Consider the following 15,407-nt stretch of genomic DNA (forward strand, 5'->3'; position numbering starts at 1 on the left):
TAACCAGTTAAAACGCGAAAAAATCATGCGAGAATTAATCACCGCTGTCCGGTATTCAACAGATCCGTTCATATTCAATATAACTGACCAACTACATCAAACCAGCTAACTGGTACCAATACATACGCTCGATATAATAAAGGAAATAAAGGAGTACCAAAATGTATCATGCTCATATCTATTTTGATTTGCCGAAACTAGCGCTAGCAAAACAAGTTCATCAGCTAATTGCCTCTAACCGAAGTGATATTAGAAAAATATTTCCTCTTGTTACCCGCAGGGTTGGCCCACATGATAAGCCGATGTTTGAGGTTCACTTTAATGATGACCAGAATGGATTTATTGACTGGCTCGATCAGAATCGACAAGGACTATCAGTACTTATCCACCCGGTGACAGGAGATGAGCTGTCCGATCACACCACAGGCACACAATGGTTAGGCCAAGCCCTACCGATTCACATTCAAGCCATAGTATAATACCTGATTGAATCAGCCACTAAAAAAGAGCTTATATCATAAAGCTGAAACGGCAATCATGGTGAAAAGGGAACTTAATGAAATTCAGTTTTAATATGGAAGATGCAAGTCAAGTGTTTGTTGGCGCTTTTGCGCTTGCAGTGCCTATATCCTTTTCTGAAGAGGCCTGGCGTTTAGGTGAAACGCTCCCTTTCCCGAATCTACTGACGTTATTTGCTTTATCTGTCCTCTTTATTGGTGTCTTTACTTATCAAAGTGTATTTCAAAAAAATATTAATGAGCGGTTATTTGCTTTCGTTTTTCGTATCGTTATATCTTATTTAATGACTGCGTTAGTCGTTTGCTTAGTACTTTTCTGTTTAGACAAACTTCCATTATTTGACGACCCAATAACGTCTTTAAAACGGATGATTGTCATTACCATGCCAGCCTCTATGGGAGCAATAGTGGTAGATAGTTTTGACAAAGAATGAAGTAATCGTTTAGCCATTATCATATCCACACTTGGGGGTCGCTTAAAATGGCTTGCGCTGTATCCGACAACTCGACAAGTGAGCGAAATAGCAGGAACTGACCTGGCTGGTATCACTCCGAGTCCTGCATCTTGAGGCTACTTGGTATATAAGCCGAGTGCCACTCCACAAAGTGGCACTGGTACATCAAATTATTTAATCGTCTATTATTCGATAATAGTCGCTTTACACTATCGTTGGCGGCTGATTTTTTGACTCACTATAACGATAACTCCGTTGGTCAAAGTTCTATAAGCCGTTTTTTAGCTAGCGACATCGCCAGGTTGTTGTCATAGTAAGCGGCCTCATTAATAAAGTGAGGATAGGCTTCATAATCACCTTCCCAGCAAACTTCTTTACCGTCAAACAGGGTAAAGATCGGGTCACCTGAATGCAGTGGTTTAAAATCATTATCCTGAATATTTTTATGTACCATACCGGCACGCTCACCGTTTTCATCTTCTGGTAATTTCAGCGTTTCGGTATATTGGAATGCTTCATAACTGGCAGGAAGTGGCGGCAACGCATTGGTATTATGCAGTTCGATGTAATCCAGAATATGGCGGGTCATTTCTTCCATCCAATCCAGCACATCCTGACGGATCACCGATTGAGGTTGCGGGCCAATTTCAACAATCACACCGTTGGGAGAGATTGAACTGAGGAAGAAATGCTCTTCAACGGGCACCTGATCCTCGAAAACTACAACTGCAGATGGCATACACGATTTCACATAGGCGCCCATTTTGCGATTAAAGTCATCTGACTGCAGCAAAATAAGCGAAGGTCCCATATTACTGGTGGTGTTATGAAGATCGATGATGAAATCGGTTTTAGCATTGCCCTTGGGGCCAAGCTGATTGTTTATCGCTTTTGCTCTGCTTTGCTCATAATTGGCAAGCTCCTGATCTTCGAGATCGGCCAATAAAAACTGACGATTCAAATCACAATCAATATAACGCTTGTTCTCTTCATGTGCTTTCGGATTGGCAAAAACCATTTGTGTCGCAAAACTGGTACGAGAAATTAGCTGCGCGTTTTTTTGCCACTTTCGTAGCAAATAGATGCCACTAAATTCATTACCATGTGTGCCGCCGACAACGGCAACTGTGTTAATTTTATTCATCGTTGTTTCCACCGGCTGATTTTCACGGGCTGAGTGCTCACCGATTGAGTATTAAAAGGCACCAATCTCACTAGCCATTCATTTTTTATGCATAAATCCAGTGTACGCATTTTGCTGATTCATGCCAGTGAAAGATGGCTTTTCTCTTGTTATCAAACCGGTCGTGTTTGGATCAGCTTCAAATATGAATGCAAATCACCATTTTTATACTCAATAGCAGAGTGAATATTAACGGTTTTATTGGCGATAACCGCGCAGTGGTATCGGTTATCGCCTTTATTGATTTCAATCTCAATCACACCGTCGACTAAAGACCAGTGGCCTTGGGCTTTCATTCGATTGAACAATGAATATTCATCTAATGTCCCGTCAGCATGCAATATTAATTCAGTGATATAACCTGCACTGCAGGTTTTAATCCAATGTTGACAAGCAATCTCAACAAGAGTGAAATTTCGTTTGTTTTCAAGCCACAGATCGATTTTCTGATGTAGGTCTTCATCTAAATCAGGTAGCGCATCAGTCTCTAATAACCTCGCCCTGTCTGTTTCGCGAAAGAACAACTGTAGTAACTGAAGTGTTTTTTTCTCTGACATCCCTATCGCCTCAAACAGTAAAATCATAAAGAGAGTAAAGAGAAACAACGCGAATCGCTAAAACTATCATGACAAATAGACTAGAAGTGTTAGCAAGATCAATAAATTACAATACTAGCCGGATGATTATCTTGCTCTCTGAAAACGGTTTGACCGATACTGAATGCAGTTCGCCGCAGAATGCGCCTCGACGGGAATACTATCGATGGTGAAGCTGATATACTTATCGCTGGTTTCATTAATCTGCCACAAGTTATGACACAAGAAAATAATCCACTACACGGCATTACCCTGGAAAAGCTCCTCACCGAACTGGTCGAATACTATGGTTGGGATGAGCTTGGTGCCCGCATCAATATCCGTTGTTTCAACGATAACCCCAGCATTAAATCCAGCCTCAAATTTTTACGTAAGACAGAGTGGGCAAGAGTGAAGGTCGAAAACCTTTATCTTAAAATGCAAAAACACCGCTAAACTGAACTCCCCCAAAAAAGCGCTAAATTATCTAGCGCTTTTTGTTTTTTTGAAGCAAAACACCTTAATGCTGTAATTAAAAACTCACCTTTCCGCGCAGGGACTTAGTGCCGCCTCGCTGAGTTTTTTTATCCATTCTCCGGCGTTTTGAACCTAATGTCGGTCGGGTCGCCCGACGTGCTTTCACCTGAACAGTGGCTGAAATGATTAACTCTTTTAAACGCTCCAGCGCATCTTCTCTGTTTTTTTCCAGAGTACGGAATTGTTGCGCTTTGATAATGATCACGCCATCTTTGGTCAGCCGGTGATCAGTCAACTTTAAAAGACGCTCTTTATAGAATACCGGTAAGCTGGAGCGATTAATATCAAACCGGAGATGCACAGCACTGGATACCTTATTGACGTTCTGCCCGCCAGCACCTTGTGCGCGAATAGCTGTCATTTCGATTTCCCAATCGGCCAGCTGAACATTGTTGGATATGGTTAACATAGTTGATTTAGAAACCTGGTCAGTTGAGTCTGTAGTATACCAATCGTCATTGTCTTTGAGATAGATCTTACGTGTTGCTTCTGGATGCTTAATCTAGCTTCCTTGCCAGAGGCTATCAGAAATTAGCAGTCAGGGAGGCAAAAATCGTTAAAATATGATTTAAAAAACAAAAAAAAAGCAGCCAGCAAAAAAAGCTGCTTTTAACTCTGTTCTTGTATGCCGAAAATTAATCACTCAACAGAGCAGGCTTGAGCACCTTACCGGTAAGGACTGTAAAGAGTTGGTTCGTACGGCTCAAGTTCATAATGCGACTCTAGGAAAGTAACCAAATCAATCAATTGAGTAACTGTTAATGCATCATTATAGTTAGGCATTATTGATTGACCCTCGTATTGAATAACATCAAGTTCATACCCTTCTGCAATTTGATGCGATGGGTTTATTACCGATGTAACGAGTTCAGCATAATTCTTAATCCGCTTAACCTTTCCACCAAGCGCAACAGAAGCCGTTGCTCTCTCCGCTGCCGATTCAGGCCGTTCAAATCCCTCCATTGTATGGCATTCAAGACATTGCATGGTCAAAAAGACTTTTTCCCCATTAGCCACATTCCCTGCGGGTAAACTAAAGCCCGTAGAACTCGGCTCACATCCCGTTAATCCCACTGCAGCTAATAGTAAAATGAATATCAGATTTTTATTCATTACCGCCACTCCTTATTTTTACTAAAATAATCGAGTTTACAAACGCTCAATTAAACAGAGAGTTCACTGACAAGTGTAGAATAAAATCATTCGCTTCGTTCAGAACCGCGCCATATCCTCCAACTCTCCTTTCCGTCAGTTATTATCTTAACTAGGTCATTGACGCTATATAACTCCGTTCTATAGTTAATAAGAACCAACACAGAGACAATATGGGGGAGCTATGACATCTCAAGTTTCATATTCTAAACTGGAAAAAGCCTACGGCCATGATTTTCGTAATAAAATCAATATGACCCGAAACACTAATGAAGTTTACGATGTGTTCTGCTACACCGTTGCTTCAATATTCAATGAAATTGTAGACAAAAAAAAATTCAAGGAAACTGACATTGACTTCTACCCCGAGAAGGAATGCCACTATGAGCTAGGCGAAAAACTGAAACAAGATTCGGCCATAACAGAATGCCTGAATGACTCTGACTTAAGCCGTATCCTGAATGATCTGGCTCAGACCGCAGCCAACAGACACACCCACCTGGAGAAACATCCGGAAAAGACAAACTCCAAGATCATGCGTCATTGAACTGCCTGATATCAATCAGATTGAATAACGGATCATGTCCGGTTATTCACTATTTAAATGTGGTTAATTTCAGTGGGATTACCTCAGTGGCACAACTTCCCCTCCAGCCGCCCAAAACTGGCGGGGGGGTCCCATCGAAACATGTTAGCGCCATGAAAGGACCCAGTAAGGAAACAGACATGCTTCACTACTTAACGCTGTTGTTAATGGGCCCCGTAGTTGTGGCTCAGGGACTCTATGTTCGCAAAGTAACACCCAGATTAGAAGAAGCGACCGGCGATCGTAGTGGACGTTGCGGACAAGGTCAGTTACTTCGTCTGTTATTAATCGGGGACTCCGCAGCTGCAGGCGTTGGTGCCAGCAGTCAATCAAAAGCCCTGTCAGGTAATCTGATCAGCGCATTAAGTGGAAAATTTCAACTCGAGTGGCAACTACTGGCAAAATCAGGATATACCACACAAGATACCTATGACATGTTGATACATCAGCCGAAAGAACAATATGATGTTGTCGTTATTTCATTAGGAGTTAACGATGTTATCAAAACGTTCACCACTAAAGACTGGTTAAAGCACCAAATAGCCCTGATTGTATTTATTCGTCAACACTTTTCCTGCCGACAAATAGTACTCACCAAAATCCCTCCGATGGAGCGTTTTCCGGCCTTACCTCCTCCTTTACGCTGGTACCTGGGAAGAAAAGCGAGAGATTTCAATCGGTGTCTGAGCGACTGGACTATAAGTCAGGATGATTGTGAACTGATCGATATTAACCACCGGTTAAAGCCCGAGCAGATGGCAACTGATGGCTTTCATCCCGGACCGGGGATCTATCAATTTTGGGGGCAGACTATCGCACAAGTGATCAAAGCCCGCTGGCAATCAAATGGCTGAGCTGCACTTACATCGAATACCTTATGTTTTTTTTGACATCAATCACAGTTCTGCCAACTCTGTTAGTTACTATATTCCCGTTTTAAATTTGTTGAACATACATACTAATGACTAAAAAAATCATACTAGATACTGATCCCGGTATTGATGATGCAATGGCTATTTTGTTTGCCGAAGCACATCCTTCGATTGAAATGCTGGCCATAACCACAGTATACGGCAATGCGACTATAGACAATGGAACCCGTAATGCCCTTTTCCTGAAGCAGAAATTTCATCTGCAAGCCGATATTGTTAAAGGCGCAAGCAAGCCACTCAATCGTCCGCCCGTTGGCCCTACCGTTGTCGTTCATGGTGAAAGTGGTTTTGGCGATTTGGTACTGCCTTCTGACATCACAGAAAAACCCGACCCTCGTCCGGCTTACCAATACATTATTGATACCGTCAAGGAACAGCCCGGAGAAATTACACTGGTTGCGGTCGGTCCGCTGACAAATATTGCACTTGCTCTCGAAGCTGCACCAGAAATCGTAGATTTAGTGAAAGAAGTGGTCGTTATGGGCGGCGCATTTGGTATGAATGGCCATCGAGGTAATGTCACCCCTTATGCCGAAGCCAATATTCATGATGACCCCCATGCTGCTGACATCGTCTTCTGTGCTTCATGGCCGGTGGTGATCATTGGTCTGGATGTTACCGAACAAAGCTTTTTCACTGAGGAATATTTAGACCGACTACGCGATGATAGCGGTGACGCCGGCCAGTTTATATGGGATATCAGCCGCTACTATCTTCATTACTATTCACAAAAATTGGGCCTGAAGGGCTGTCACGTTCATGACCCATCCGCTATCGCTTATGTCATAGATCCCACTCTATTCACCTTACGCAAAGGCCCGGTTCGCGTTGTGACTGATGGCCCTGCCGAAGGACACACCATACAAAAGTTTGATACGCGAGAATATCATATCGATGACTGGTCAATCATGCCTGCTCAGCAAGTGGGTATTTCAGTTAAGGATGGAGATCTGCTTAAATTGTATCGACAAAGTCTTGTTGATTACAGCCACCGCTCACAGAAAGGTTAAGGCTGCTTCAAGCGCGGGGATACCGCTTAGTTAACGATATATTTCAAAAAGCCTGCTATATGCAGGCTTTCATATACAAATCCCTCAATGATCACTCAACTATCAATCGGTGGGTCATCAAATATGATCCCTTACTGAAACATCAGATCGTCGATTTTTTACGGTGCGAACACCGTGATGAGAAAGCTGCTCCGCCTTCTTTCTTTAAGCGAACAATCGCATTGGCATACAAGAATCTCTAAAGTTAATAAGCTACATTTTATTCAGCCATCGATGTAATATTGACAGTAATGTCGTAGCACTTGGTGGTAACGTACGACCAACTCGAGTGATTACATGAGTTTCGCCGCTTTTTAATATTGGATTGTCAATTGGAACAGAAACCAATATCCCTTCATCTATTTCTTTTGCTGCAACGAAAGCAGGGAGTACGGTCACTCCTAAGTTTGCGATGGCAAACTGTTTTATCGCCGCAAAAGAGTTGGTGGTTAATGCTGGATCAAGGCTGATCCTTGCTTGAAAAGCGGCAAGGTGAAGCATTTGTTGTACACCAAAAGTACTATCTAACAATGCTATGGGATAAGTTAGCAGCTGCTCTAAAGTTATTGTTTGTTGTCTAGCGATAGGATGATTCACATTAACAACAGCTTCAATAGGTTGCGCATTCACACTATGAGTTCGGATTTCTGCTTGTTTTGGCGGATGATATACTAAACCAATATGGGCTTCGCTCATTTCTATTTTACGGATGACGTCATTTGTTCCACTGGTTGTAATCGAAAGAGTAATTCCGGGATGTTTTCGATTAAACAGAGCAACAGGTTTGTTGATAAGTTCAGGTACAAACCCTTCACCAACCGCGAGCTCTAGCCGACCTTTAGCCAGGCCCTTGAGCTGATTTAACTCTCTTAAATAGGTGTCTTCTAGTCCTTGTAGTTCCGAATAATAACGAAGTAATACATCTCCAACTTCTGTACTGATCACTCCACGTCTTCCGCGCTCAATAACAGATAGACCAATCTCTTGTTCTAATTGTGAAATCTGCCGACTAATCGCCGAGGGTGCAATGTTTAGTCGATCTGCGGCAGTACGAATACTGCCGGCAGTGACGGCTTCATAGAGGTATTTAATTTTCCGGTGATTAATTGTCTGCATATGAGTATTGTTAACCTTATCAATCACCTGCCGTTTAAGCCGTATGTGCTAATTCAATCCAATAATTCGCACCAAATGCGATGATTTCATCATTAAAATCATACTCTGGATTGTGTAAAGAATTGCTTTGATGTCCATTACCAATCCAGATATAAGCGCCTGGTTTTTCGATGATAAAGTAAGCGAAGTCTTCAGCCCCCATACTTGGAGGCAAGTCAGTGTACACACTGGTATCACCCACGATTGATGCTGCTGCGGTAACACATTTTTGCGCATTATCTTTATGGTTAATAGTTGCAGGAAAACACTTGGTGTAGTTAAGCTGAACATCCATATTGAAACTTACACCGATACCTTGGCATATCTGCTCCATACGTTCAATGATATGTTGTTGAACTTCTTTCGAAAAACTCCTTACCGTCCCCTTTAAAATGACATTATTAGGGATAATATTATACGAGTCCCCTCCAGTAATTTGAGTCACACTAACAACGCCTGATTCAACAGGGCTTATATTGCGACTGATGATTGTTTGCAGACTTGTGATCAGCTGTGCTGATGCTGCGATAGGGTCATTTGATAAATTTGGAATACCACCATGACCACCTGTTCCCTTGACGTGGATATTAAATGTATCCATAGCCGCCATAACAGGACCCGAGTGCACTGCAAATTTTCCAGCAGCAATGCCCGGCCAATTATGCATCCCATAGGTTGCTTGGATGGGGAATTGATCAAAAAACTTTTCATCTTCCACCATTACTTTTGCACCGCCTTCGTTTTCTTCTGCCGGTTGGAAAATGAAATATAATGTGCCTTCAAAATTCCTATTTTGACTTAGCCATGTAGCCGCAGTGAGCAACATCGTTGTATGACCATCATGTCCACATGCGTGCATTTTCCCGTCATAAGTCGAACGATGCGCGCAATTGTTTTGCTCATGCATGGGCAAGGCGTCCATATCGGCACGTAAACCTATATGACGGGAATCAGGGTTCTGACCTTTTAGCACACCGACAACGCCTGTTACCGCAAGGTTTTCATGAATACTATCTAGCTGCATTTCGCGCAACAGACTAGTCACTTTTTCGGCGGTTCTAATCTCTTTAAAAGCCAATTCTGGATGAGCATGAATATCCCGACGAAAATCTCGCATGATAGTAATGAGTGGGGAGTCATGTTTAATGTAAGTCATATTGATACCCTGATTAGATGACTAATGCGTTGCGACATTGGTGATGTAGAACAAAGTCGCTGAAGGCGCAATATGCGCAATCAGCGTTTCGATTATGAATGGCGAAAAACCATAATAAAGTACTTAGAGTAATTTCATTGCAAAATGCAATTATAAAAAGGCATTGGCAACAACAACAGAACCGAGGAAAGTACCAGTAAACACTAACAGAGAAATTAGGATGATTTTCAATCCAGATTTCTTAAATAGATCAATTTCACTCCGACCGATAGCAATTGCAGCGTAAGCAAGAACAGGCGTTACCATTGACAGAAAGTTTATCGTCTTGAGTTGTTCTAATACTGGCTCAGCTATAGGGGAAACGGGTAGTGTAATTAGGACACTCACGAGCGATACCCATGCGACAGCTGGCAGAGCCAATGGTATTGCTTTTTTGAGTAGTAAACTCACAACGATAATGGCAAACAGTATCATCATTCCCGGTAATGCCGATAATACAGAGTTACCGGTACCAGCCCAGTTACTGATTAAAGAAACCAAAGACAAGACGACAAGTACGATTGATGTCTCTTTAATACTCAAAGGTGCAACATTTTGGTGTTCGATATTTTCGCTATGCATGAGTTAATCCTTGTTCGACATAAGCTGAGAAGAGGAAGTTGTGCGGAATTTACTTAATGTTTTGTATAACCACTCAGCGAATGGAAGTCCGACAAATATCGAAACATATAAGCCAGTAGCATTGGTTAATAGGTTACTGGCGCCAGCAAATGCGAGTATTTCGTCAGCTTGACCCGGATAGATCGCCGATAATGCACCTGCACAGGCCGCTGTCATACTTCCACTGCCTACGCCACAACCCATTGCGACAGCTCGGATATCAAAGATATCCAGTGACGCCACGTAGCCTGCTATCAATGCGAAAAATAAAGTGCCGAACATTGTCCCCATTACGTAAACACTGATGACACCAACCCCTTCAGGCCCTTTTAAACCATATCGCTCTGAGATCAGGGCAATATTGGGTTCCCTCGCGATTGAATAGGTTGCACCAATGGCTTCTCGTCCCATCTTAAGTATTAATACGGCAACAGGCATAGAGATCATCAATGTGCCGAGGTTTCCGAGTTCCTGAGCCAACATTGCGGGTCCTGCTTCAGCAATTGTCCCCAGAGACGGACCGATTAAAGTGCCAAATTTTGCAATAAAAGGAAGTATGGCAATAATCAATAACTGGGACGCAACGCCAGCTTGCTTTTTGGATAATAGCGATTTGGCTTTGGGAATAATATTGGGGTTAACAAAGAGACAAAGAATAAACACATAGAACAGAGGCAATAATAATAAAACACCCGGTCCAAGGTTGAATTTTTGTATACCTATAAATTCTGCAATAATTGAGGCAATCACGACGAGAGCGTGCATTCGCCAATTCAATAGCAATCCTAGCTGATTCATAACATTCCTTATCAAGATTGAGTTTTATAATCTATTAATAAACGTATATTTTTTCACCGTAACATAAAAGGGAAAGTTTGTTGCCTTTATGGCAACGGTGTAGGTATGAGAATCTTATGAAGAAGTGCAAGCGTACTCATTTCTAGGTGGAATTAGGCTTCGAGCGCGTAAAACTGCCCCAAACAAATAAGACTTAAGGGTTGTCGAGCTGTCCATTTTTAATCCTTGGCCCGTTACCTGCGGGCCAAGTCTCTTGAACTCTGAGATGTGATCAAGAGACAAGCTTTGTGCAGGCTTTTTCACCAAGCCTGACGTTAGCATTATCTCAGGCATGAGACGTATGAGCCGCCGACTTATTTCTATAATATTACTAAGAAGCTAATTTAATATGGGGGGGCTGAACAATGAGTGGGTTTGTTGCTCCTAGAGACTGGTCTTTTGTTGCCGACATGAATTACAGTGGCTCTGTGACCGTTACCGATGTTGGGTTATGGATACAATGGCTGTTTTTTTACCCCGGTGATATTGTCATTAATATTATGACCAACTTTTTACCACAAGCATCTGATTTGCTAGGAATTAGTCTTCATACTTATGGTGGGTTGATTTCATTTGTTCTGTCATGTTTTCTATGGTGGGTAATGTTGAGGGTTGTGTTCAATAATTTGACCCCATTATGGAGCAGAGATTTCTATATTTAATTATTAGACAGTAGTGTGTTTTCATCTCCGAGAATGACATTGTGGATCGGCGCAGTAAAAAAAGGAGCCTCAGGCTCCTTTCTCTGTCTTAGGCGTTAATCAGGCCACCTCTAATTCAAAGCGGCTTTGACTACGGCGGATCTTAACCACGAAAATAACGCTGAGGCACAAACGGCATTTTCTCAACAGTCATCGCTAGTTTCTTACCACGTACTTCAGCAAAGAGCTCCGTTCCTATCTGAGCCAGATCCGTTTGAACATATGCCATGGCAACCGGCATGCCTTTCGATGGGCCAAACGTTCCGCTCGTTACAATACCGACCTCTTTATTATTGGCATCAAATAGCTTACTGCCTTCACGCACAGGGGCTTTTGACTGGCCAATCAGACCAACTCGCTTACGAGCAACATCTTTGGTTTTAATTTGTTCAAGAATAAGATCTGCACCAGGGAAGCCGCCTGCACGCTCACCGTCTGCGCGGCGTGACTTGCTGATCCCCCAAAGCAGGCTGGCTTCTACCGGTGTTGTTGTCGGATCAAGATCGTGGCCATACAGGCACAGTCCGCATTCAAGACGCAGTGAATCACGCGCACCAAGACCAATCCACTCGACTTCAGTATGGGCAAGTAATTCACGAGCCAAAGCGTCAGCTTTATCTGCCGGTACAGAAATCTCGTAACCATCTTCTCCGGTATAACCAGAGCGGCTGACATAACATTCAACCCCTACCAACTTCAACTTAGTGGCATCCATGAAAACCATGTCATTCACGGCAGGATTAAGGCGCGCAAGTACGTCAGCAGCTTGTGGGCCCTGCAATGCCAGCAACGCACGATCTTCAATCACTTCCAGCGTCACATCGCCAGGCAGGTTTGCTTTCAGGTGAGCAATATCTTGCTCCTTACATGCCGCATTAACAACCACGAACAGGTGATCACCAAAATTAGTGATCATCAGATCATCGTTAATACCGCCATTTTCATTGGTAAAGAAAGCATAACGTTGCTTACCTGCAGGCAGGTCGATGATATCTACCGGTACCAGTGCTTCAATTGCTTTAGCAGCATTTGCACCATGAAGACGTACCTGACCCATGTGCGACACATCAAACAGACCAGCGGCATTACGGCAATGCAGATGCTCTTTACGCACCCCTAGCGGGTACTGAACCGGCATATCATAGCCAGCAAATGGAACCATTTTCGCACCCATTTCAATATGAAGTGCATGAAGAGGGGTTGTCAGAAGTTCTTGGGACATACGTTTAATACTCCATAAGCCGCATACCTTGCGGCCAATTGTCCATACAGTCGTCAGTAATACAATTCATACTAACGTTATGATTCATAATCCTTATCTTCACCCTGACGCGAGAAATACTCTTTTGTCAGTTTAAAGACCACAGGGCTTAGCAATACCAGAGCAATCAGGTTAGGAATTGCCATCATTGCGTTTAATGTATCTGCAAGTAGCCAAATGAATTCTAAAGAACTGGTTGCACCAATTGGAACAGCAACAATCCAAAGAACTCTAAAAGGAACAACCGCCTTGACACCAAATAAATACTGAACACACCTTTCGCTGTATAAGCTCCAGCCCAAAATGGTGGTAAAAGCAAAAATAGACAGCGCAATCGCGACTATGTAGTTGCCAAGGCCGGGTAATACAGAAGAGAAGGCCAGCGAGGTTAATGCTGCCCCGGTTTCACCCGTCGACCAGGCACCAGATACGACAATAGCAATGCCTGTGATGCTACAAACGACAAGCGTATCGATAAACGTGCCCAGCATCGCCACGAGACCTTGTGCGACCGGGTTCTTCGTTTGTGCGGCAGCATGCGCAATAGGCGCGCTGCCTAAACCCGCTTCATTTGAAAACACACCCCGTGCCACACCGAACCGGATCGCCGCCCAAACCGCTGCACCAGCGAAACCACCTTGTGCCGCAACTGGGGTAAAGGCGCTACTGATGATCAGGGAAAATGCCGCGGGAATTTCAGAGAAATGCATTCCCAGTACCAACAATCCCGAAGCAATATAAAAAGCGGACATTAACGGAACCAACTTACCGGCCACATCAGCAATACGTCTAATTCCGCCCATCAGAACCAGGCCAACAAGGATCATCATCACCAGCCCCGATACCATAGGTGGAGTACCGAAACTGGAACTCACCGCAGCCGCTACCGAGTTTGCCTGCACGGTATTACCAATACCAAAACCCGCTATCGCACCGAAAATGGCAAACGCAGTTCCCAGCCATGCCCACTTACGGCCAAGGCCATTTTTGATGTAGTACATCGGCCCGCCGACATGGTTACCCTCTTCATCGGTCTCTCGGTATTGAACCGCACACACCGCCTCGGCGTATTTTGTTGCCATGCCCACCAGCGCAGTACACCACATCCAGAACAGTGCACCAGGCCCGCCCAAGAAGATCGCCGTTGCCACCCCCGCAATGTTGCCGGTACCGATGGTCGCAGAAAGGGATGTCATTAACGCATTAAACGGACTGATTTCGCCTTTTACATTTTTTTCTGTTTCAGGAATTCGGCCTGACCACAGTAATCTAAACCCCGCTCCAAGCTTCACAATTGGCATCAGCTTTAAGCCAACGGTTAGAAAAACTCCGACACCGAGGATCATTACCAGCATGGGAGCGCCCCACACCAGGCTATTTATTGCAGATATAAAGTTCGTTACAGCTTCCATATGGAACTTTCTCCTTCACTTTTTACATGTCTGCAAAAACATAGGTTGGCTCTGTTTTTCATACCACAACCACCAAGGCCGAATGTTATGCTTTTGTTAACCTGTTTCCTATAATAAACAAAGTTTTGTTTTGTTCAAACAGGGCTTAATCACGAAAAGCCACAAAGATGGCTACATTTACAACTTAAGCCGGAAAAATCAGTCATCAGCAACGCAACTCTCCCCTGTCAAAACAACAAAAAAACCTTCACAGTTAACGGCTTGTTTTAGTTACTGCGATATTTCAAAATTAGCCGCACCTAAAAAACTAATTACTGAAAAGAAGATCCAGCTCACACTCAATATGTTTATGAAGCCGTAACCCACAGAATGTGGGCATCTTCTTCACTCATTGAAATAAGCATATGCCCCATATTGGCATCGTAATAGACTGAATCACCTTCTTTGAGGTTTACCGGCTCATAAAACTCAGAATAAAACATAATTTCACCCGATAAGACTAGCAAGAATTCTTCGCCATCGTGGCGGATCCAGTCTGGATAATCTTCAAAAAAACGCGCCCGAACACGAGACTTAAAAGGCATCATTTTTTTATGGGTCAGCTGGGTAGCCAGCAATTCATGTTCATAAGTCGAAGTCGGATGCGGCTTACCTTCACCAACGCGAGTAATATCGCGTCGGCCGGTCGCCTTTATTTGCTTGGGCGGCGCAAAAAGCTGAGGAATATCAACATTTAAACCATTGGCCAGCTTCTGCATTGCTTGAAACGTTGGCGATATCTGTTCATTCTCAATCTTAGACAATGTCGATCGCGCAAGCCCGGTTTTTTTACTTGCCTCTTCCAGTGTCAAACCATGTGCCATGCGTATTTCTTTCAATCGCTTGCCCAACTTAAGCGGCTCGATCTTGCTCGTTTCCTGCTCTTTGGCAACACTCATTGACGGATAAATGTCTTGCTTGTTTTCATTACTCATTGCAGCCCTCCCTGGCGACTATGCTGTGCTCACTCTGGTATAGGTAACCAGAAACTTAAAGGCTAAAGCGAATAAAAAGCATCGCCTTCACAATACCCTTAAACAAAATTTCCTTTAGGAAACCACAGTTTTTCAAAAATGGAATAGATCGTATTTATTTACCCTGCATTGAATAAAAGCACATCAGCGCTCATTCAGTATCATCTACTGACATGTATTCTTCATCCCATTCCCACAGCCTTGATCTGAAGCTAACACACATTT

17 protein-coding genes are annotated in these 15,407 nt (G+C 43.4%); 6 read left to right on the forward strand and 11 right to left on the reverse strand.

Annotation, left to right across the window (positions count from 1 at the left end):
• The first annotated feature begins 161 nt into the window (after nucleotides 1-161).
• Both R3289_RS14765 and R3289_RS14770 read left to right on the forward strand, forming a co-directional pair.
• On the forward strand, nucleotides 162-479 hold the full coding sequence (locus R3289_RS14765; protein ID WP_318926452.1) for a DOPA 4,5-dioxygenase family protein: 318 nt from the start codon (nucleotides 162-164) through the stop codon (nucleotides 477-479).
• Nucleotides 480-556: 77 nt separating this feature from the next.
• A complete protein-coding gene (locus R3289_RS14770; protein WP_318926453.1) occupies nucleotides 557-952 on the forward strand; it encodes a DUF2391 family protein in 396 nt (131 codons plus the stop codon).
• A 280-nt stretch (nucleotides 953-1,232) separates the two neighbouring features.
• On the opposite strand, the gene R3289_RS14775 is transcribed toward R3289_RS14770, so the two are convergent.
• The gene (locus R3289_RS14775) at nucleotides 1,233-2,117 is read right to left on the reverse strand and encodes an aspartoacylase (RefSeq protein ID WP_318926454.1); all 885 of its coding nucleotides are present in this window, start codon (nucleotides 2,115-2,117) and stop codon (nucleotides 1,233-1,235) included.
• Between the two features lie 152 nt (nucleotides 2,118-2,269).
• Nucleotides 2,270-2,713: a hypothetical protein gene (locus R3289_RS14780; protein WP_318926455.1), complete on the reverse strand. Its 444-nt coding sequence runs from the start codon at nucleotides 2,711-2,713 to the stop codon at nucleotides 2,270-2,272.
• 255 nt (nucleotides 2,714-2,968) lie between these two features.
• Here R3289_RS14780 and R3289_RS14785 point away from each other — a divergent pair, with 255 nt between their 5' ends.
• Nucleotides 2,969-3,187: a VF530 family protein gene (locus R3289_RS14785; RefSeq protein WP_318926517.1), complete on the forward strand. Its 219-nt coding sequence runs from the start codon at nucleotides 2,969-2,971 to the stop codon at nucleotides 3,185-3,187.
• A gap of 76 nt (nucleotides 3,188-3,263) precedes the next feature.
• On the opposite strand, the gene arfB is transcribed toward R3289_RS14785, so the two are convergent.
• Both arfB and R3289_RS14795 read right to left on the reverse strand, forming a co-directional pair.
• Nucleotides 3,264-3,677 carry an alternative ribosome rescue aminoacyl-tRNA hydrolase ArfB gene (arfB, locus tag R3289_RS14790; RefSeq protein ID WP_318926456.1) on the reverse strand — a complete coding sequence of 138 codons (414 nt, stop codon included), beginning with the start codon at nucleotides 3,675-3,677 and terminating at the stop codon, nucleotides 3,264-3,266.
• A 257-nt stretch (nucleotides 3,678-3,934) separates the two neighbouring features.
• Nucleotides 3,935-4,381: a c-type cytochrome gene (locus R3289_RS14795; RefSeq protein ID WP_318926457.1), complete on the reverse strand. Its 447-nt coding sequence runs from the start codon at nucleotides 4,379-4,381 to the stop codon at nucleotides 3,935-3,937.
• Between the two features lie 223 nt (nucleotides 4,382-4,604).
• On the opposite strand from R3289_RS14795, the gene R3289_RS14800 reads away from it, so the two are divergent.
• From R3289_RS14800 to R3289_RS14810, 3 genes are all read left to right on the forward strand, one after another.
• Complete coding sequence (locus tag R3289_RS14800) at nucleotides 4,605-4,967, forward strand: hypothetical protein (RefSeq protein ID WP_318926458.1); 363 nt, start codon at nucleotides 4,605-4,607, stop codon at nucleotides 4,965-4,967.
• A 179-nt stretch (nucleotides 4,968-5,146) separates the two neighbouring features.
• On the forward strand, nucleotides 5,147-5,860 hold the full coding sequence (locus tag R3289_RS14805; protein WP_318926459.1) for an SGNH/GDSL hydrolase family protein: 714 nt from the start codon (nucleotides 5,147-5,149) through the stop codon (nucleotides 5,858-5,860).
• Nucleotides 5,861-5,967: 107 nt separating this feature from the next.
• Complete coding sequence (locus tag R3289_RS14810) at nucleotides 5,968-6,948, forward strand: nucleoside hydrolase (RefSeq protein ID WP_318926460.1); 981 nt, start codon at nucleotides 5,968-5,970, stop codon at nucleotides 6,946-6,948.
• 252 nt (nucleotides 6,949-7,200) lie between these two features.
• Here R3289_RS14810 and R3289_RS14815 read toward each other — a convergent pair whose 3' ends face one another.
• The 7 genes from R3289_RS14815 to R3289_RS14845 all read right to left on the reverse strand — a co-directional run bounded on the left by R3289_RS14815 (nucleotide 7,201) and on the right by R3289_RS14845 (nucleotide 15,143).
• A complete protein-coding gene (locus R3289_RS14815) occupies nucleotides 7,201-8,103 on the reverse strand; it encodes a LysR family transcriptional regulator (RefSeq protein ID WP_318926461.1) in 903 nt (300 codons plus the stop codon).
• Between the two features lie 34 nt (nucleotides 8,104-8,137).
• Entirely contained in the window at nucleotides 8,138-9,298 is a 1,161-nt protein-coding gene (locus tag R3289_RS14820) for a M20 aminoacylase family protein (protein WP_318926462.1), read from the reverse strand.
• A 150-nt stretch (nucleotides 9,299-9,448) separates the two neighbouring features.
• A complete protein-coding gene (locus R3289_RS14825) occupies nucleotides 9,449-9,919 on the reverse strand; it encodes a hypothetical protein (protein WP_318926463.1) in 471 nt (156 codons plus the stop codon).
• Nucleotides 9,920-9,922: 3 nt separating this feature from the next.
• Nucleotides 9,923-10,756 carry a DUF3100 domain-containing protein gene (locus tag R3289_RS14830; RefSeq protein ID WP_318926464.1) on the reverse strand — a complete coding sequence of 278 codons (834 nt, stop codon included), beginning with the start codon at nucleotides 10,754-10,756 and terminating at the stop codon, nucleotides 9,923-9,925.
• Between the two features lie 843 nt (nucleotides 10,757-11,599).
• Nucleotides 11,600-12,718, reverse strand: coding sequence for a glycine cleavage system aminomethyltransferase GcvT (gene gcvT / locus R3289_RS14835; protein ID WP_318926465.1), 1,119 nt, complete (start codon nucleotides 12,716-12,718; stop codon nucleotides 11,600-11,602).
• A gap of 77 nt (nucleotides 12,719-12,795) precedes the next feature.
• Nucleotides 12,796-14,169 (reverse strand): sodium:alanine symporter family protein, encoded by a 1,374-nt coding sequence (locus R3289_RS14840; protein WP_318926466.1) that lies wholly within the window; start codon nucleotides 14,167-14,169, stop codon nucleotides 12,796-12,798.
• A 347-nt stretch (nucleotides 14,170-14,516) separates the two neighbouring features.
• Nucleotides 14,517-15,143 carry an XRE family transcriptional regulator gene (locus R3289_RS14845; protein ID WP_318926467.1) on the reverse strand — a complete coding sequence of 209 codons (627 nt, stop codon included), beginning with the start codon at nucleotides 15,141-15,143 and terminating at the stop codon, nucleotides 14,517-14,519.
• Nucleotides 15,144-15,407 lie beyond the last annotated feature (264 nt).

Source organism: Photobacterium sp. (genome assembly GCF_033720175.1).
In the GTDB taxonomy this organism is placed as follows: Bacteria; Pseudomonadota; Gammaproteobacteria; order Enterobacterales; family Vibrionaceae; genus Photobacterium.